General features: G+C 74.8%; 19 protein-coding genes. 3 read left to right on the forward strand and 16 right to left on the reverse strand.

What is annotated here, in order from left to right; genetic code table 11:
• Nucleotides 1-25 precede the first annotated feature (25 nt).
• From KRAD_RS26880 to rpsB, 7 genes are all read right to left on the reverse strand, one after another.
• Entirely contained in the window at nucleotides 26-613 is a 588-nt protein-coding gene (locus tag KRAD_RS26880; protein ID WP_011981952.1) for a DivIVA domain-containing protein, read from the reverse strand.
• Nucleotides 610-1,785: a dual-specificity RNA methyltransferase RlmN gene (rlmN, locus tag KRAD_RS03955; protein ID WP_011981953.1), complete on the reverse strand. Its 1,176-nt coding sequence runs from the start codon at nucleotides 1,783-1,785 to the stop codon at nucleotides 610-612. Before rlmN ends, KRAD_RS26880 begins: the two co-directional genes overlap by 4 nt.
• Nucleotides 1,786-1,816: 31 nt before the next feature.
• Nucleotides 1,817-2,692: a phosphatidate cytidylyltransferase gene (locus tag KRAD_RS03960; protein WP_203417489.1), complete on the reverse strand. Its 876-nt coding sequence runs from the start codon at nucleotides 2,690-2,692 to the stop codon at nucleotides 1,817-1,819.
• Between the two features lie 25 nt (nucleotides 2,693-2,717).
• On the reverse strand, nucleotides 2,718-3,275 hold the full coding sequence (frr, locus tag KRAD_RS03965) for a ribosome recycling factor (protein WP_011981955.1): 558 nt from the start codon (nucleotides 3,273-3,275) through the stop codon (nucleotides 2,718-2,720).
• A 70-nt stretch (nucleotides 3,276-3,345) separates the two neighbouring features.
• Nucleotides 3,346-4,107, reverse strand: coding sequence for a UMP kinase (pyrH, locus tag KRAD_RS03970; RefSeq protein ID WP_011981956.1), 762 nt, complete (start codon nucleotides 4,105-4,107; stop codon nucleotides 3,346-3,348).
• A 162-nt stretch (nucleotides 4,108-4,269) separates the two neighbouring features.
• A complete protein-coding gene (tsf, locus tag KRAD_RS03975) occupies nucleotides 4,270-5,097 on the reverse strand; it encodes a translation elongation factor Ts (RefSeq protein WP_011981957.1) in 828 nt (275 codons plus the stop codon).
• Nucleotides 5,098-5,221: 124 nt separating this feature from the next.
• Nucleotides 5,222-6,157, reverse strand: a complete 936-nt coding sequence (rpsB, locus tag KRAD_RS03980) for a 30S ribosomal protein S2 (RefSeq protein WP_011981958.1) — start codon at nucleotides 6,155-6,157, stop codon at nucleotides 5,222-5,224.
• Nucleotides 6,158-6,394: 237 nt separating this feature from the next.
• On the opposite strand from rpsB, the gene KRAD_RS03985 reads away from it, so the two are divergent.
• From KRAD_RS03985 to KRAD_RS27455, 3 genes are all read left to right on the forward strand, one after another.
• Complete coding sequence (locus tag KRAD_RS03985; protein WP_011981959.1) at nucleotides 6,395-7,636, forward strand: pyridoxal phosphate-dependent aminotransferase; 1,242 nt, start codon at nucleotides 6,395-6,397, stop codon at nucleotides 7,634-7,636.
• On the forward strand, nucleotides 7,633-7,971 hold the full coding sequence (locus tag KRAD_RS03990; RefSeq protein ID WP_011981960.1) for a TraR/DksA family transcriptional regulator: 339 nt from the start codon (nucleotides 7,633-7,635) through the stop codon (nucleotides 7,969-7,971). The genes KRAD_RS03985 and KRAD_RS03990 overlap by 4 nt, the downstream gene beginning before the upstream one ends.
• 85 nt (nucleotides 7,972-8,056) lie before the next feature.
• Nucleotides 8,057-8,590, forward strand: a complete 534-nt coding sequence (locus tag KRAD_RS27455; RefSeq protein ID WP_011981961.1) for a peptidoglycan DD-metalloendopeptidase family protein — start codon at nucleotides 8,057-8,059, stop codon at nucleotides 8,588-8,590.
• A gap of 35 nt (nucleotides 8,591-8,625) precedes the next feature.
• On the opposite strand, the gene whiG is transcribed toward KRAD_RS27455, so the two are convergent.
• The 9 genes from whiG to lepB (KRAD_RS04040) all read right to left on the reverse strand — a co-directional run bounded on the left by whiG (nucleotide 8,626) and on the right by lepB (KRAD_RS04040) (nucleotide 17,062).
• Nucleotides 8,626-9,564, reverse strand: a complete 939-nt coding sequence (gene whiG, locus KRAD_RS04000) for an RNA polymerase sigma factor WhiG (protein WP_011981962.1) — start codon at nucleotides 9,562-9,564, stop codon at nucleotides 8,626-8,628.
• Nucleotides 9,565-9,835: 271 nt separating this feature from the next.
• Complete coding sequence (locus KRAD_RS04005) at nucleotides 9,836-11,005, reverse strand: RtcB family protein (protein ID WP_011981963.1); 1,170 nt, start codon at nucleotides 11,003-11,005, stop codon at nucleotides 9,836-9,838.
• Nucleotides 11,006-11,109: 104 nt separating this feature from the next.
• Nucleotides 11,110-12,297 (reverse strand): DNA-processing protein DprA, encoded by a 1,188-nt coding sequence (dprA, locus tag KRAD_RS04010; protein ID WP_011981964.1) that lies wholly within the window; start codon nucleotides 12,295-12,297, stop codon nucleotides 11,110-11,112.
• Nucleotides 12,294-13,847: a YifB family Mg chelatase-like AAA ATPase gene (locus tag KRAD_RS04015; protein WP_011981965.1), complete on the reverse strand. Its 1,554-nt coding sequence runs from the start codon at nucleotides 13,845-13,847 to the stop codon at nucleotides 12,294-12,296. The genes dprA and KRAD_RS04015 overlap by 4 nt, the downstream gene beginning before the upstream one ends.
• On the reverse strand, nucleotides 13,847-14,215 hold the full coding sequence (locus KRAD_RS04020) for a YraN family protein (RefSeq protein WP_011981966.1): 369 nt from the start codon (nucleotides 14,213-14,215) through the stop codon (nucleotides 13,847-13,849). The genes KRAD_RS04015 and KRAD_RS04020 overlap by 1 nt, the downstream gene beginning before the upstream one ends.
• A 307-nt stretch (nucleotides 14,216-14,522) precedes the next feature.
• On the reverse strand, nucleotides 14,523-14,849 hold the full coding sequence (locus KRAD_RS04025; protein WP_011981967.1) for a DUF2469 domain-containing protein: 327 nt from the start codon (nucleotides 14,847-14,849) through the stop codon (nucleotides 14,523-14,525).
• 7 nt (nucleotides 14,850-14,856) lie between these two features.
• Nucleotides 14,857-15,645, reverse strand: coding sequence for a ribonuclease HII (locus KRAD_RS04030; RefSeq protein WP_011981968.1), 789 nt, complete (start codon nucleotides 15,643-15,645; stop codon nucleotides 14,857-14,859).
• Complete coding sequence (lepB, locus tag KRAD_RS04035; protein WP_011981969.1) at nucleotides 15,642-16,406, reverse strand: signal peptidase I; 765 nt, start codon at nucleotides 16,404-16,406, stop codon at nucleotides 15,642-15,644. Before lepB (KRAD_RS04035) ends, KRAD_RS04030 begins: the two co-directional genes overlap by 4 nt.
• Nucleotides 16,403-17,062, reverse strand: a complete 660-nt coding sequence (gene lepB / locus KRAD_RS04040; protein ID WP_011981970.1) for a signal peptidase I — start codon at nucleotides 17,060-17,062, stop codon at nucleotides 16,403-16,405. Before lepB (KRAD_RS04040) ends, lepB (KRAD_RS04035) begins: the two co-directional genes overlap by 4 nt.
• Nucleotides 17,063-17,204 lie beyond the last annotated feature (142 nt).

Consider the following 17,204-nt stretch of genomic DNA (forward strand, 5'->3'; position numbering starts at 1 on the left):
CGCGGCGCGCCGGTCACCGCCCGCGTCACCGCTCGAAGGTGACCATCAGCTCCACGACGCGGTCGAGGAAGGCGTCCACGGGTGCCTCGCGGTAGCCGCGCCGGCCGCGGCGAGGCCGGAACAGCGCTGCGCGGACCTCAGCGGCGGTGAGCTTCGCGGTGCCGCGGAAGTGCTCGGCGAGCAGGTCGCAGAGCGCGTCGACGTCGGCGGGCCGGTACCCGCGGCGCAGGCCGTGGGCGCGGGGGAACCGCTCCCCCGCCGGCTCCTCCAGGCGCCCGGCGACGGCCGCGCCGAGGGCGGCCCGGCGCTCGGAGAACGGCCGCTGGTCGGTCTGGGCCAGCGACCGCGCCCGCTCGCGGCGGGCCAGCCCGTCCTCGATCTCGGCCAGCAGGGCGTCGGTGTCGGCGACGTCGTACCCGCGGAACTGCGCACCGAACCCCACCGCCCGGACCTGCCCGGAGGCGACCCGGCCCACCGGGACCGCGGCGGCGACGTGGCGGAAGAACGCGTCGACGTCCTCCACGCGGTACCCGCGGCGCAGCCCCCCGACGCGCGCCGGGCGCTCCTGCAGCAGCTGCGACAGCGGCAGGGCCCGCTCGGGGCTCGCGCTCACGCGCGCGGCTGCTCGGGGCCGATCGCCGCCAGCTGCCCGCAGGCCCCGTCGATGTCGCTGCCGCGGGTGTCGCGGACGGTGGTGGGGATGCCGCGGTTCTCCAGCGCCGCGACGAAGGCGCGCTCCACGGCCGGGTCGCTGGCGGTCCACTTCGAGCCCGGCGTCGGGTTCAGCGGGATGGGGTTGACGTGGACCCAGCCGCGCCCGCGGGCGTTGAGCAGCTTGCCCAGGCGGTCCGCCCGCCAGGCCTGGTCGTTGATGTCCTTGATGAGGGCGTACTCGATACTGACCCGGCGCCCGGTGGCCTCGAAGTAGCGGCGGGCGGCGTCGAGGGCCTCCCCGACCTTCCACCGCTGGTTGATCGGGACGAGCTCGTCGCGCAGCTCGTCGTCGGGGGCGTGCAGGCTCAGCGCCAGGGTGGCCGCGATGCCCTCCTGCGCGAACTTGTCGATGGCCGGGACCAGCCCCACCGTGGACATGGTGACGCCGCGCGCGGAGATGCCCAGCCCGTCGGGGGCGGGCGAGACGAGGCGGCGCACCGCGGCGACGGCGGACTTGTAGTTGGCCAGCGCCTCCCCCATGCCCATGAACACGACGTTGCTGACGCGCCCGGGCCCACCGGGGACCTCGTCGCGGGCCAGCGCGCGCGAGGCGGCGGTGACCTGCTCGACGATCTCCGCCGTGGACAGGTTGCGGGTCAGGCCGGCCTGCCCGGTGGCGCAGAAGGGGCAGTTCATGCCGCAGCCGGCCTGGCTGGAGATGCAGATGGTGTCGCGGTTCTTGTAGCGCATGAGCACCGACTCCACGAGGGCGCCGTCGTGCAGGCGGTACAGCGACTTGATCGTGGTGCCGCCGTCGGCGGTGAGGGTGCGGATCGGGGTGAGCAGCGTCGGCAGCAGCGCCTCGGCGATCCTCGTGCGGCTGGCGGCGGGCAGGTCCGTCATCCTCGCCGGGTCGTCCTCGAGGCGCTCGAACCACTGGGTGGCCAGCTGCTTGCCGCGGAAGGCCTTCTCCCCCAGCTCCACCATCGCGGGCCCGCGCTCGGCCGGTTCGAGGTCGACGAAGTGCCGCGGCGGCTTGCCGCGGCGGGGGGCCGACATCACGAGCTTGCCGGGTCCGGCGGGCGCCAGGGGCAGCGGTTCGCGGGTGGGGGTGTCCAGGGGAGTCGTCATCGTGACTCCATGGTAAGGGGAGTCGCGCTCCTCAGGACCCGACGAGCACCAGCAGCAGCAGGTGCACGACCGGCGCGGCCGGCAGCAGCGAGTCCAGGCGGTCCATCACCCCGCCATGACCGGGCAGCAGGGTGCCCATGTCCTTGATCCCGAGGTCGCGCTTGAGCATCGACTCCGACAGATCGCCCAGGACCGCGACCACCACGGTGACCAGCCCCAGGAGCGCCCCGCCCCACCAGGACCCGTCCAGCGCCAGCGGCAGCGCGATCGCCCCGGTCACCGCCCCGACCGCGAGGGACCCCGCGGTCCCCTCCCACGACTTCTTGGGGCTGACCGAGGGGGCCATCGGGTGCCGGCCCCACAGCACCCCGGTCGCGTACCCGCCGACGTCGCTGGCCACGACGAGGAGCACGAACACGAGGACGCGCCAGGGGCCGTCGCTCGCGGCGAGCATGAGCATCGCGAACCCGGCCAGCAGGGGGACGTAGCTGACGACGAAGAGCCCGCCGGCGACGTCGCGCACGGCCGGGACCGGCACCGGGGAACCGTGGTCGCCGCCGTCCCCGAGCAACCGGTGGGCGAGGACGGCGAAGACGGTGAGGACGTAGGCGACGAGGAGGGTCTCCCCGCCGCCGAGGTAGGCCCCCGGCAGCATCGCGAGGGTCCCGACCACCGGCGGCAGCACCGGCACCCGCAGGTGGCGCGAGCGGAAGGCCCGCACCACCTCGACGCTGCCGTAGAGGACGGCGACGGTCGCGAAGACGACGAACGCCTCCGGGCGGATGAACAGGCTGGCGACGACGGCGGCCCCGAGACCGAGTCCGATGCCGACGGCGGCGGGGAGGTTGCGTCCCGCCCGCCGCGGCGGGTCGGTGGTGGCGGGGTGGCCGGTCACGTCGCTGGTCACGTCCTGGGGAGCTCGGTCCGCCCGCTCAGACCGCGAGCAGCTCGGCTTCCTTGTTCTTCAGCAGCTCGTCGATGGCGTCGACGTGCTTCTTGGTGACGGCCTCGAGCTCCTTCTCCGCCCGGCCCACCTCGTCCTCGCCGGCCTCGCCGTCCTTGACGATGCGGTCCAGCTCCTCCTTGGCGCGACGACGGACGTTGCGCAGCGAGACGCGCGCGTCCTCGGCCTTGGTGCGGGCGATCTTGATGTAGTCCTTGCGGCGCTCCTCGGTCAGCTGCGGCAGCACGATCCGGATCACGTTGCCGTCGTTGCCCGGGTTGACGCCGAGGTCGGAGTTGCGCAGCGCCTTCTCGATCTCGCTCATCGCCGCCCGGTCGAAGGGGGTGATGAGCACCGAGCGGGCCTCGGGGATCTGGAAGCTGGCCAGCTGCTGCAACGGGGTCGGCGCGCCGTAGTAGTCGACCATGATCTTGTGGAACATGGCCGCGTTGGCCCGGCCGGTGCGGATGGCGCCGAAGTCCCCCTTGGCGACCTCGATCGCCTTCTCCATCTTCTCCTCGGCCTCGAGGAGGGTGTCGTCGATCACGGGTGGTTCCCTTCGTCCTGCGTCCGGCGCGTCCTGTCCGCCTGCGGTGCCGCTCAGCGGCCCGCGGGGCTCAGTCGGCGATCACCTGCGTGCCGATCCTCTCACCCCGCAGCGCGCGCGCCACGCCCTGGCCCTCCATGCCGAACACGATCATGGGCAGCCGGTTGTCCATGCAGAGGCTGAAGGCCGTGGTGTCCACGACGCGCAGGTTCCTCTGCAGGGCCTCCGCGTAGCTGATCGTGTCGATCTTCGTGGCCGCGGGGTCCTTGCGCGGGTCCCCGGTGTAGACGCCGTCGACGCCGTTCTTGGCCATCAGCACGGCGTCGGCGCGGACCTCGAGGGCGCGCTGCGCGGCGACGGTGTCGGTGGAGAAGTAGGGCATCCCGGCCCCGGCGCCGAAGATGACCACGCGCCCCTTCTCCATGTGCCGGATGGCGCGGCGCGGGATGTAGGGCTCGGCGACCTGGCCCATCGTGATCGCCGTCTGCACGCGCGTGGAGACGTCCTGCTGCTCCAGGAAGTCCTGCAGCGCGAGGGCGTTCATGACGGTGCCGAGCATGCCCATGTAGTCGGCCCGGCTGCGCTCCATGCCGCGCTGGGACAGCTCCGCGCCGCGGAAGAAGTTGCCGCCGCCGACGACGATGGCGACCTGCACGCCCTGCTTGACCGGACCGGCGATCTCGCGCGCGACCTGGGAGATGACGTCGGGGTCGACCCCGACCCGGCCGTTGCCGAAGAACTCCCCGGAGAGCTTGAGGAGCACCCGCCGGTAGGCGGGGCTCGGTCGCACCGTCCCGGCCTCGAGGTCGACGGTCAGGCTGGGCTCGCTCACGCGGGGGCTCCTCGGGATCGGGTGCGGCGGGGGTCCGGGGCAGTCTGCCCCAGGGGGGAGGTCGAGGTCACGCTCGGTGAGGCGGGACTGGTCCGGACGTGCGGACGGGGTGGGGGGACCACTGGTCCCCCCACCCCGTCCACGTCTGCGTGGTGGTGCGGTTCAGGCGCCGGCGCGGAAGCGGGCGAAGGAGGTGACGTGCACCCCGGCCCCGGCCAGCAGCTTGGTGATGGTCGTCTTCGGGTCCTTGGCGAAGGGCTGCTCCAGCAGGACGTTGTCCTTGAAGTAGCTGTTCACCCGGCCCTCGACGATCTTCGCCATGGCCGCCTCGGGCTTGTTCTCCTCGCGGGCGGTCTCCTCGGCGATGCGGCGCTCGCTCTCGACCTTCTCCGCCGGCACGTCCTCGCGGGTGAGGTAGGTCGGGCTCATCGCGGCGGTGTGCATCGCGACGTCCTTGCCGATCTCGTCGTTCACGGCGTCGAGGGCGACGAGCACGCCGATGGTCGGCGGCAGGTCGGTGGCGGTGCGGTGCAGGTAGGCCGAGACGTGGGTCCCCTCGATGCGGGCCACCCGCGGGACGAGGATCTTCTCGCCCATCGTGGCGTTGGCCTCGTCGAGCAGCTCCTGGACGGTGCGCCCGCCCAGGTCGGAGGCCAGCAGCGACTCGGCGTCGGTCGCGGCGACGGCGACGGCCTGGTCGAGCACCTGCTGGGAGAGGGCGATGAAGCCCTCGCTCTTGGCGACGAAGTCGGTCTCGCAGTTCAGCTGGACCATGACGCCGAGACCGCCGTCGGTGTGCACCGCGACGAGGCCGTTGGAGGCGTCGCGGTCCTCGCGCTTGGCCACGCCCTTCTGGCCCTTGATGCGCAGCAGCTCGATGGCCTTCTCGACGTCGCCCTCGGACTCGACGAGCGCGTTCTTGCAGTCCAGCATGCCGGCGCCGGTCTTCTCGCGCAGCGCCTTGACGTCAGCGGCGGTGTACGCAGCCACGGTCGTTCCTCTCGTCGTTCGCGGACTTCGGGTCGTGCCTGGGGGGTGGACGCGCGGACGCCCCGGGCCGGTGAGGGCCCGGGGCGTCACCACAGGCGTCCTGTGTCGGGTCGTGCCGGTCCGGTCAGACCTGGGCAGCGGCCTCGGCGGGAGCCTCGTCGCCGGCGACGGGGGCCTCGGCGGTGTCGCCGGCCTCCGCAGCCGCCTCGGCGGGCTGACCCTCGGCGGCCTCGGCCTGCGCGGCCTCGGGGGCGGTGGAGCCCTCGACGGTCGCCACGGACTCGGAGCCGCCGGACTGCACGCCCTCGTCGCCGGCGAGCAGGTCCTGCTCCCAGGCCGCGAGCGGCTCGGCCGCGTCGGACTTGCCGCCGTGGCGGACCTGCAGACCCTCGGCCACGGCGTCGGCGATGACGCGGGTCAGCAGCGTGACGGAGCGGATCGCGTCGTCGTTGCCGGGGATGCGGTAGTCCACGTCGTCCGGGTCGCAGTTGGAGTCGAGGATCGCGACGACGGGGATGTTCAGCTTCTTGGCCTCGTCGACGGCGAGGTGCTCCTTGTTGGTGTCGACGATCCACACCGCGGAGGGGACCTTCGTCATCTCGCGGATGCCGCCGAGGGTCTTGGTCAGCTTGTCGTACTCGCGACGCAGCACGAGCAGTTCCTTCTTCGTGAGACCGGAGCCGGCCACGTCGTCGAAGTCGACCTGCTCGAGCTCGCGCATGCGGGCGATGCGCTTGTTGACGGTCTGGAAGTTGGTCAGCATCCCGCCGAGCCAGCGCTGGTTCACGAAGGGCATGCCCACGCGGCGGGCCTGCTCGGCGATGGACTCCTGGGCCTGCTTCTTCGTGCCGATGAACATGATGGAACCGCCGTGGGCGACGGTCTCCTTCACGAAGTCGTAGGCGCGGTCGATGAACGACAGCGACTGCTGCAGGTCGATGATGTAGATGCCGTTGCGCTCGGTGAAGAGGAAGCGCTTCATCTTGGGGTTCCAGCGGCGGGTCTGGTGCCCGAAGTGCACACCGGACTCGAGCAGCTGGCGCATCGTCACGACGGCCATGGGTGGTCCTCCTCGTGCCGGCCCCGCGCGGGGCCGATCGGTTGCTCCGCCGCGGACCGGTCGGTCCGCCGCGCCTGGTCCCCGGGACGCACCCGACCACCCGGGGACCGGGTGGACCGAGAGGGTGCTCCCCCCGCGCTGACGCGGGGAGCGGGGACGCGATGTCACCCCGGTCAGGCTCCGGAACCCGGGGAGGGCTCGAGGACGCGCACGGGGTGCCCCCGTAGTCTACGACGCGTGAGCACCGGTCTCGACCGCGGCGCGTCGGCGCCCCCGCCGGGGGCCCCGCCCCCTCCCCCCGACCCGCGCGTGGTGGCGCGGATGCGGCGCTTCGGGCCCACGGTCTTCGCCGAGATGTCCGCGCTCGCCGCGCGCACCGGGGCGGTCAACCTGGGCCAGGGCTTCCCCGACGCCGACGGCCCGGCGTCGCTGCTGGAGGACGCCGTCGCCGCGATCCGGTCCGGGCGCAACCAGTACCCGCCGGGGACCGGGGTCCCGGCGCTGCTGGAGGCCGTGGCCGAGCACCAGCACCGCTTCTACGGGCTCACCCTCGACCCCGGCACCGAGGTCCTGGTGACGGCCGGGGCCACCGAGGCGATCGCGGCGAGCCTGCTCGCGCTGTGCGGACCCGGCGACGAGGTCGTCGTGCTCGAACCGGCCTACGACTCCTACGCGGCCGTCATCGCCCTCTCCGGGGCGGTGCAGCGCTCGGTCCCCCTGGTGCCGGGACCCGACGGCTCCACCCTCGACGCCCAGGACCTGCGGGCGGCGTTCTCCGCGCGGACCCGGGTCGTCCTGCTCAACACCCCCCACAACCCGACCGGGACGGTGCTCTCCCCCGCGCAGGTCGCCGCCGTCGCGGCGCTGGCCGTCGAGCACGACGCGGTGGTGCTGACCGACGAGGTGTACGAGCACCTCGTCTTCGACGAGCACCGGCACGTGCCGGTGGCGACGCTGCCGGGGATGGCCGAGCGGACGCTGACGGTGTCCTCGGCCGGCAAGACGTTCTCGGTGACCGGCTGGAAGGTCGGCTGGGTCAGCGGCCCGGCCCCGCTCGTGGCGGCGGTGCGCATGGTGAAGCAGTTCCTCACCTACGTCAACGCCGGCCCCTTCCAGCCGGCCGTGGCGGGCGCGCTGGCCCTGCCCGACGACTTCTACCTCGGCCTCGCCGCGGACCTGCAGCGGCGCCGGGACCTCCTCGTCGAGGGCCTGCTCTCGGCGGGCTTCGGGGTCTCGGTCCCCGCCGGGACGTACTTCGTCGTCGCCGACCCGCGGCCGCTGGGCCACGATGACGGGACCGCGCTGTGCCGGGAGCTGCCCGGGCTGGCCGGCGTCGTGGGCGTGCCGGTCTCGGCGTTCTGCGAGCCCGGCTCCCCCGCCGCCGCGGCGGTGCGCCCGCTGGTGCGGTTCACGTTCTGCAAGTCCGACGCCGTGCTGGAGGAGGCCTGCCGGCGGCTGCAGGCGCTGCGCCCGCGGTGAGCCTGCGCGAGACGCTGCTGGCCGAGCGGGACGACGCGGCGCAGCGGGTGAGGGGTCTGGAGCGCGAGCTGGCCAGCGCGCTGGAGGCGGCCGCCGAGGGCACCGCCGACGACGAGCACGACCCGGAGGGCTCGACGACGGCGTTCGAGCGCGCCCAGGTCGCCGCCGTCCTGGACCAGGTTCGCCGCCGGCTGGTGGCGCTGGACGACGCCCTCGCCCGCGTCGACGAGCCCGGCTTCGGCCGGTGCGAGGGCTGCGGGCGGGAGATCGCGCCGGAGCGCCTGGCCGCGCGGCCGTGGGCGACGACCTGCGTGGAGTGCGCCGCGCGGCGCTGACGCGGGCGCGTGCACAGGGCGCGCCGTCCCCAGGGGCCGCGGCCGGGGCGTCCCCCCGGGCGCCGGTCCGCGGCACGGTGCCCCGGTGCTGACCTCCGCCCTCCCCACCGGCCTGGTGGCGCTGGCCTCGACGCTGGTGGTGGCCGGCCTGGCCGTGACCGCGGTCGGGGATCCCGAGCCCGCGCCCCCCGCTGCGGGAGCGGGGGGCGAGCGGTGGGTGTGGCCGGTCGCCCCGCCCCGGGTGGTGCGCGGCTTCGACGCGGTCGGGCGTTACGAGGCCGGGCACCGGGGGGTCGACCTCGCCGCGGCCCCCGGCGCGCCGGTGGTGGCCGTCGCGACGGGGTCGGTGACCTTCGCCGGCCAGGTCGCGGGGCGGCCGGTGGTCGTCGTGGCCCACGCCGGGGGGCTGCGGAGCACCTACGAGCCCGTCAGCGCGGACGTGGTGGCCGGGGAGGCGGTGCGCGGTGGGCAGCGGGTGGGCACCCTCGCCGCCCCGGCGCACTGCGCGGGGGCGACGAGCTGCCTGCACCTGGGGCTGCGGGCGGGGGAGGACTACCTGGACCCGCTGGGGCGGCTGCGGGCGGCGGCTCCCGTGCTGCTGCCGCTGGGACGCCCCTAAGGGCCGGCGTGGAGGGGTCCTGCCGGTATCGGGGGTCAGTCGGCGTCGGCGAGCTTGCCGCGCAGCTGCAGGACCGCCTTGGTGTGCATCTGGCAGATGCGGGACTCGGTGACCCCGAGGACGCGGCCGATCTCGGCCAGGGTCAGCCCCTCGTAGTAGTAGAGGGTCACCACGATCTTCTCCCGCTCGGGCAGCTGGTTGATCGCCCGGGAGAGGAGGAACTTGGTCTCCTCCTTCTCGAAGGACTGCACCGGGTCCTCGGCCTTGGTGTCCTCTAGGGTGTCGACCAAGGAGAGCTTGTCGCCCTTCTCCCCCGAGACGCTGAGCAGCTCGTCCAGCGCGACGACGTTGACGTAGGACACCTGGCTGAAGATGTGGTGCAGCTCGGAGAGCTTGATCTCCATGCGCGCCGCGACCTCCACCTCGGTGGGGGTCCGGTGCAGCTCCGCCTCGAGGGCGGCGTAGGTGCGCTCCACCTCGCGGGCCTTGCTGCGCACCGAGCGCGGGATCCAGTCGATGGAGCGCAGCTCGTCGATGATCGCCCCGCGGATGCGGGAGATGGCGTAGGTCTCGAACTTGATGGCGCGTTCGATGTCGAACTTCTCGATGGCGTCGATGAGGCCGAAGATGCCGTAGGAGACCAGGTCGGCCTGCTCGATGTTCGGCGGCAGCCCGACCCCGACGCGGCCGGCGACGTACTTGACCAGCGGCGAGTAGTGCATGATCAGCTTCTCGCGGACGACGCCGTCGCCGGAGGCCTTGTACTCCTCCCACATGGCGCGCAGCGCGGCCTCGGCCTGTTCCTGCTCCGGGGTCTGCGGGCCCTTGCGGCTGGTGAACCGGGCGTTGGCCTGCGGCCGGCCCGCGGGCCGGGTCTCGTCGTCGACGACGTCGCTGCCGTTGGCCGCGGCGGTCGCGGCCTCGACCGCCCGGTTGGTCTTCTCCTCGATCGCCTGCGCCTGCGTCGTTCCCACGGCGTCGATGGTGAGCTCCTGTCCGTCGTCGACCACCCGCAGGTCCGATCGAGCGGTGGAGGCACGTTCGCGCCCTGCTCCTGCTGCCACGGTGGTCCTCCCCCCGGACCGTCGGGCCCGGGGGTGGGCCCGACGGTGCGATCCCCGCGAGCGCTCCGCGGGGACGTGCGTGTCGATCTGCGTCGATGACAGCGTAGCGTGACCGAACAACTCCTGTACGCTACGAGTGTCAGCTCCCCCGACGAGCACGCACGTCCCGACCGCCGGCGGCTCAGTCCCCCTTGACGTTCACGACCTGACGCAGGGTGTGCCGGATCTCCACCAGGTCGGCGGCGTCGGCCATGACCCGGTCGATGTCCTTGTAGGCGGCCGGGATCTCGTCGAGGAACGCGTCGGTGTCGCGGTACTCGATGCCCCGCATGGCCTCCCGCAACTGCTCGCGGGTGAACGTGCGGCGCGCCGCGGACCGGCTGAACTCCCGCCCCGCCCCGTGGGGCGAGGAGTCCAGCGCCAGCCGGTTGCCCTTGCCCACCACGACGTAGCTCGCCGTGCCCATCGACCCCGGCACGAGGCCGGGGCGGCCGGCGTCGGCGCGGATCGCGCCCTTCCGCGACAGCCACACCTCGCGACCGAAGTGCCGCTCGCGCTCGGTGTAGTTGTGGTGGCAGTTGATGCGCTCCTGCTCCTGCACCGGTTCCCCCAGGAAGTCCGAGAGGCGGGCCGCGACGCGGTCCATCATCTCCTCGCGGTTGAGCAGGGCGAAGTGCTGCGCCCAGCGCAGGTCGGCCACGTAGTCGTCGAACTCCGCGGTGCCCTCCACCAGGTAGGCGAGGTCGCGGTCGGGCAGGTCGACGAACCACTGCGCGCACAGCCGCTGCGCGACGGCGATGTGGTGGCTCGCGAGCTTGTTGCCCGGCCCGCGCGAGCCGGAGTGCAGGAAGAGCCAGACCGCCCCGGTCTCGTCGAGGGACACCTCGATGAAGTGGTTGCCGGAGCCGAGCGTCCCCAGCGCGGTGCGCCACTTCGGCGCCAGCGCCTCGCGGAACCCCGCGCGCTCGGGGTGCAGGGCCTCCAGCTCGGCGACCCGCGGCTGCGCGGTGGCCGAGACGTCGCGGTTGGCCGCTCCGGCCGACAGCGGCACGCTGCGCTCGATCGCCTCGCGCAGCACCGACAGGTCGCGGCCGGCGAGGTCCCCGGCCCGGAACTGCGTCCGGACCGCGATCATCCCGCACCCGATGTCCACCCCGACCGCGGCCGGGATGATCGCGCCGTCGGTCGGGATGACCGAGCCGACCGTCGCCCCCTTGCCCAGGTGGGCGTCGGGCATGAGGGCGATGTGCGGGTGGATGAACGGCATGGTGGAGGCGGTCTCGGCCTGCCGGCGCGTCTTCTCCTCCAGGATCGACGCCCAGTTCACCAGCTTGCCGTTGATCCGCTCCACGGCGGTTCCCTCCCCTTGCGTCCGATGAGCCTGCACGGCAACGTCTTCCGCGCCAGGCACGAGGATCGACGGTACCCGCCCGGCGTGGCGCCGCCCACTGCTTTTCACCCCGGCACCCCCGACCGCCAGCCGCCGGGGACGCGCACCGCGATCCCGGACAGCTCCAGGCGGCCGAGGACCGACTGCACGACCGCCAGCTCCAGACCCGCGTCGAGGACGAGGCGTTCGAGGTCGCAGCCGCCCCGCCGCGGCAGGCACTCCGCGACCCGCAGCTCGTCGCGGTCGAGGCCGTCGAACGCCCGGCGCTCGACGCTGCGGACCGGCGCCGGTTCCCGTCCCAGCTCCCCGAGGAGCTCCGCGACCTCGTCCGCGCTCGTGACGCACACCGCACCGCGCTCGCGGAGCAGCCGGTGGCACCCCGCCGACGCCGGGGAGGTCACCGGGCCCGGGACGGCCCCCACCGGCCGCAGCAGCCGTTCCGCCCGGTCCGCGGTGGACAGCGCGCCGGAGCGCCAGGCCGCCTCCACCACGACCGTCCCGCTGGTGAGGGCCGCGATCAGCCGGTTGCGCTCCAGGAAGCGCCACCGGGTGGGGGTCGACCCCGGGGGCACCTCGCTGACCAGGGCCCCGCGCTCGGCCAGCCGGGCCAGCAGCGCGGCGTTGCCCGGCGGGTAGCTGCGGTCCACCCCGCAGGCCAGCACGGCCACGCTCACGCCCCCGACCGCGAGCGCCGCGCGGTGGGCCGCCGCGTCGATGCCGAAGGCGCCGCCGCTGACGACGGCGAACCGGCGGTCGGCCAGGCCGGCGGCCAGCTCGGAGGTGACGTGCTGACCGTAGGCGGTGGCGGCCCGGGCCCCCACGAGGGCGGCGCTGCGGGCGGTGACCTCCCGCAGGTGGGCGGGACCGCGCACCCACAGGCAGAACGGCGCCCCCAGCGGCCGTTCACCGCCGGCGTCGCGGTCGAGGTCCTCCAGGCGCCCCGGCCACTCGTCGTCGCCGGGGACGACCAGCCGCCCGCCGGCGGCGCGGGCGGCGGCGAGGTCGCCGGCGGGATCGGCCTCGCGCGAGCGGGTCCGCCAGCGGTCGGGACCGCGCCCGGCGAGGACGGCCTCCAGCGCGGTGACCGCGCCCACCTCGGCGACCAGGTGGGCCGCGGCGGCGTCGCCGGGTTCGGCCAGCCGGCTCCAGGCCGCCCGGGCCAGCCGGTCGTCCTCCAGGGCGGCCCGCAGCGCGGCGGGGACGGGCCCGGCCGGCGGCACCGCCGCCCGGCCGGGGCCGGAGCGGCGGTTCACGCCGCGGCTCCCGCGGCCGGGGTGCCGCGCAGGGCCAGGGCCCGGCCGACGTCGTCGCGGCCCGGGGCGTCCGCCCCGCGCAGGTCGGCGACGGTCCAGGCCACCCGCAGGACGCGGTCCACCCCGCGCAGGGTCAGGACCCCGCGGTCCAGGGCCCGGTCGAGGTCGGTGGTGACCGCGGGGGGCAGCCGCAGCGGTCCCCGCAGCACCGGCCCGCGCAGGTCCCCGTTGGTGCGGATCCCGTGCCGGCGCAGCCGTTCCTCCTGCACGGCGCGGGCCGCGGCGACGCGGGCCGCCACCACGGCGCTGGTCTCACCGGCGCCGCCCTCGGCGACCTCGGCCCGCGTGACGGCCTGCACCTGCAGCTGGACGTCGACCCGGTCCAGGAGGGGACCGGACAGCTTCGCCGCGTAGCGGCGGCGGGCCTGGGAGCTGCAGGTGCAGTCCAGCCCCTTGCCGGTGGACCGCCCGCACGGGCAGGGGTTGGCGGCCAGGACGAGCTGGAAGCGCGCCGGGTAGCGGGCGGTCCCCCGGGCCCGGTGCAGCACGAGCTCGCCCTGCTCCAGGGGCTGGCGCAGGGCGTCCAGGACGCGGGCCTCGAACTCGGGGGCCTCGTCGAGGAAGAGGACGCCGCGGTGCGCGCGCGAGGCCGCACCCGGGCGGGGGACGCCGCTGCCGCCCCCGACGACGGAGGCGACCGACGCGGTGTGGTGGGGGTCCTCGTAGGGCGGGCGGGTGATGAGGGCCGTCCCCGCCCGTCCCCGCAGGGTCCCCGCGACGGAGTGAACGGCGGTCACCTCCAGGGCGGCCTCCTCGTCGAGGTCCGGCAGCAGACCGGGCAGCCGCGCGGCCAGCATCGTCTTGCCGGCCCCCGGGGGGCCGTTCATCAGCAGGTGGTGGGCGCCGGCTGCGGCCACCTCGAGGGCGAAGCGCGCCTCGGGCTGGCCGACGACGTCGGCGAGGTCGCGCACCGCGCCGGGGCGGCGCGGCTGCGGCGGGGTGAAGGTGCGCGGGGGGTCGGGCAGCTCCAGCGGGGGGTCGCCGCGGTAGTCCGCGACGAGCTGGGCCAGCCACCGCACGGCGCGCACGCTGACGCCGGGGACCAGGGCCGCTTCCTCGGCGCTGGCCTCGGGGACCACGACGCGGCGGACACCGGCGCGGGCGGCGGCCAGGACCGCCGGCAGCACCCCGTCCACCGCGCGGACGCTGCCGTCCAGGCCGAGCTCGCCCAGGTGCACGGCCTCGGCCGACGCCTCCGGCGGGAGCACCCCCGCGGCGGTGAGCACCGCCACGGCCACGGCGAGGTCGAAGCCGGAGCCGTTCTTGGGCAGCGTCGCGGGTGAGAGGTTGACGGTGATCCGCTGCTGGGGCAGCGGGAACCCGGAGTTGGCCGCGGCGGCGCGCACCCGGTCCTTGGCCTCGTGCAGCGAGGCGTCGGGCAGCCCGACGAGGACGAAGGCCGGCAGGCCCGTGGAGATGTCGGCCTCGACCTCGACGAGGTGCCCGTCGAGGCCGACCAGACCCACGGCCAGGGACCGCGCGAGGGCCATCAGGAGACCCCCGCGACGTGCTGGACGGTGGCCGGACCCCGCTCGGGGACCGTGACGGCGACGACGTCGAGCCGGACGCGCGGGGGGTTGACGCCCGGGTGGGCCGCCAGCCACTCCCCCGTCAGCCGCCGCAGCCGCGCCAGCTTCTGCGGGGTCACCGCCTCCAGCGCCGTCCCGGCGCTGACGCTGCGCCGGGTCTTCACCTCGCACACGACGAGGCAGTCCCCGTCCCGGGCCACCACGTCGATCTCACCGGACCGGCAGCGCCAGTTCCTGTCCAGGACGGTCATCCCCGCCTCGGTCAGCCGCCGGACGGCCACCCGTTCCCCGTACTGCCCCACGGCGTCCTTCGCGCGCACGTGCACCACCTCCGGGGAGGAGGCTGCCGCCGGCGGGGCACGGCACCCGATCCGGACGGCGGAGCCTGTGGAGGACGGGGACGGGGGGCCCGCTGTGCGGCCCGCGGCGTCCTCACGGCGTCCTCACGGCGTCACTGCGGCGTCATCGCGGCGTGGTTGCGCGGGGCGGGGGAACGGGACGCGCCTCAACGACCCCCCGGCAGTGGGGCGCGTCCCGCGGGACGATCATCCCACACCTCAGAAGCTCCGACGATCGGCCGATCCACCGCGCGGATGAGATGCGCGGATCCGGCCGTCGCGGACCAGCGGCCACGGGTCAGCGGTCGCGCAGCTCCGGGGTGTCGGGCACCTCGATGTCGCGCTTCTGCAGCTCCTCGACGTTGACGTCCTTGAACGTCACGACGCGCACGTCGCGCACGAACCGCGCCGGGCGGTACACGTCCCACACCCACGCGTCGTGCAGGGTGACCTCGAAGTACGTCTCGCCGTCGGCGGTCCGCACCTGCAGGTCGACCGAGTTGGCGAGGTAGAAGCGCCGTTCGGTCTCGACCACGTAGGAGAAGAGCGACACGACGTCCCGGTACTCGCGGTAGAGCTGAAGCTCCATCTCGGTCTCGTAGTTCTCGAGGTCCTCGGCGCTCACGGGACCATCATGCCCCTCGGGGCGACGAGGTGTCGGAGGTGACGTCCACGAGCGCGTCGCCCGGCCCCGACCGGGGCGCGGGGACCCCGGCGGCCGCGGCGACCCCGGGCAGCCGCCAGCTGCGGCGGTGCTGGGGGCAAGCGCCGTGCGCGGCGAGCGCCTCGAGGTGGTCCGGCGCGCTGTAGCCCTTGTTGCCGGCCCAGCCGTAGTGCGGGAACTCCTCGTGGCGCGCGGTCATCAGCGCGTCGCGGGTCGTCTTGGCCAGCACGCTGGCCCCGGCGACCGCCGCGCAGGTCACGTCGGCCTTGACGCGGGTCGTCACCGCCGGCGCCGGGCAGGGCAGTCCCGCGGCGGGGTCGCCGAGCCCGTCGAGCGCGTCGAGCAGGGAGGGTTCGCGCGGGTCGCTCAGCCAGTCGTGGTTGCCGTCGAGGATCACCAGGTCGGGCGGGACGGGCAGCTGGGCCAGGGCGCGCCGCCCCGCCAGCCGCAGCGCGGCGACGATGCCCACGGCGTCGATCTCGCCCGGTTCGGCGTGCCCGACGGCGGAGGCGACCGCCCAGCGCCGGACCTTGGGGGCCAGGGCCTCGCGCGCGGCGGGGGTGAGGAGCTTGGAGTCGCGCAGACCGGTGGGGGCGGTGCGGGTCGCGGCGTCCACGACGAGCACCCCCACGCTCACCGGGCCGGCCAGCGAGCCGCGGCCGACCTCGTCGACGCCCGCGACGAGGGCGTGCCCGGCGCGCAGGAACTGCCGCTCCAGGCGCAGGGAGGGCGGGACCCGTCCGCCGGCGGGGCTCACTTCGTCCCCGGGACGCCGCCGACCCCGTCGAACCCGGACTGGTGCCCCAGCCAGGCCCAGTGCGGCAGGGGCCACACGACCGCGTGGGCGCGGCCCACGACGAGGTCGACGGGCACGAAGCCGTGGTAGGGCTCGGAGTCGGTGTTGTAGCGGGAGTCCGCGGACTCGGGCCGGTTGTCGCCCATGACCCACAGCTCGCCCTCGGGGACGACGACGTCGAAGGCGCGTTCGCTGGGGACGGCCCCGGCCGCGAGGTAGGCCGACTCGTCCACCGGGGTGTCGTTCACGGTGATGAGCCCCTGCGCGTCGCAGCACACGACGTGGTCACCGGGCAGACCGACGACGCGCTTGATGAGGTGGTCGTCGGAGTCCTCGGGCAGCAGCCCCACGAAGGTCAGGACCTCCGCCACGACCGTCCCCACCGCTCCCCGGCGGGTCGGGGCGGTCTCCCCCAGCCAGCCCCCGGGGTCGGAGAAGACGACGACGTCGCCGCGGTGCAGCTCGAAGGGGCCGGGGGTGAGCTTGCTGACGATGACGCGGTCACCGATGTCGAGGGTCTGCTCCATCGACTGCGAGGGGATGAAGAAGGCCTGCAGGAGGAACGTCTTGACGACGAGCGAGACCACCAGGGCGACCGCGACGACGAGCACGGTCTCCTTGACCGCGGCGAGCACCCCGCCGCCCGGGGACCGCCGTGCCGGGGGGCGCGGGCCCGTGGGCTCCTGCGCGGCGTCCTGCTGCGCACCCTGGTCTGCACTCACGAACCGCTCCCCCGTCCGACCGTCCCGACCGAACCGAACGGCCAGGTCACGGCGACCACCCGCCCGATGACGTCGTCGAGGGACACCGTCCCCCCGCCGGGCGAGCCCAGGTGGGAGCGGGAGTCGACGGAGTCGCTGCGGTGGTCGCCCATCAACCACAGTCTCCCGTCGGGGACCTCGATGTCGAACTCGACGTCGCTGGGGGCGTCGCCGGGGTGGAGGTAGGGCTCGTCCAGCGGGACGCCGTCCACCAGCAGGCGGCCCTGCTCGTCGCAGCAGGTGATGCGCTCGCCGGGCAGGCCGACGACCCGCTTGACGTAGTCGGACTCCCCGGGGCGGAAGCCGAGCAGCTGCGCCACCGCCCCGCCGGCGCGGGCGAGACCCTCGGGCTCGGGGGGCGCGTCGGCGAACGTCCCGGTGCCGTCGAAGACGATCACGTCGCCGCGCTGCACGTCCTGGGCCGCCACGCGCCACACCAGGACCCGCTCCCCCGGCCGCAGGGCGGGGCTCATGGAGTCGGAGGGGATGGAGAAGGTCTGGACGACGAAGGTGCGCACCAGCAGCACCAGCAGCAGGGCGATGGCCAGGACGAGGACGGCGCGAGCGCCCCGGGATCGTCCCCGCTCCGCGGTCCGGGGAGGCTGGGTGGTCGTCACGGAGCTCCTGCCTGGCCGGGTGCTGTCACCGCGGGTCGCAGGGGTTCGCGAGGCGGCGGGGCGAGTCTACGCAGCGCCGGGGAGCCCGCGGGTCGCGCGACACGGGCCGGGACGCACGGAGAGCCGGGCCCCCGAGGGGACC

Source organism: Kineococcus radiotolerans SRS30216 = ATCC BAA-149 (assembly GCF_000017305.1).
Lineage (GTDB): Bacteria > Actinomycetota > Actinomycetes > Actinomycetales > Kineococcaceae > Kineococcus > Kineococcus radiotolerans.

What these genes read in the sequence shown, in the direction of transcription:
- KRAD_RS04015 (WP_011981965.1), bottom strand. Translation starts at nt 13,847, where the DNA reads ATGGCCCTCGCGCGGTCCCTGGCCGTGGGTCTGGTCGGCCTCGACGGG.
- rlmN (WP_011981953.1), bottom strand. Translation starts at nt 1,785, where the DNA reads ATGACGACTCCCCTGGACACCCCCACCCGCGAACCGCTGCCCCTGGCG.
- rpsB (WP_011981958.1), bottom strand. Translation starts at nt 6,157, where the DNA reads ATGGCCGTCGTGACGATGCGCCAGCTGCTCGAGTCCGGTGTGCACTTC.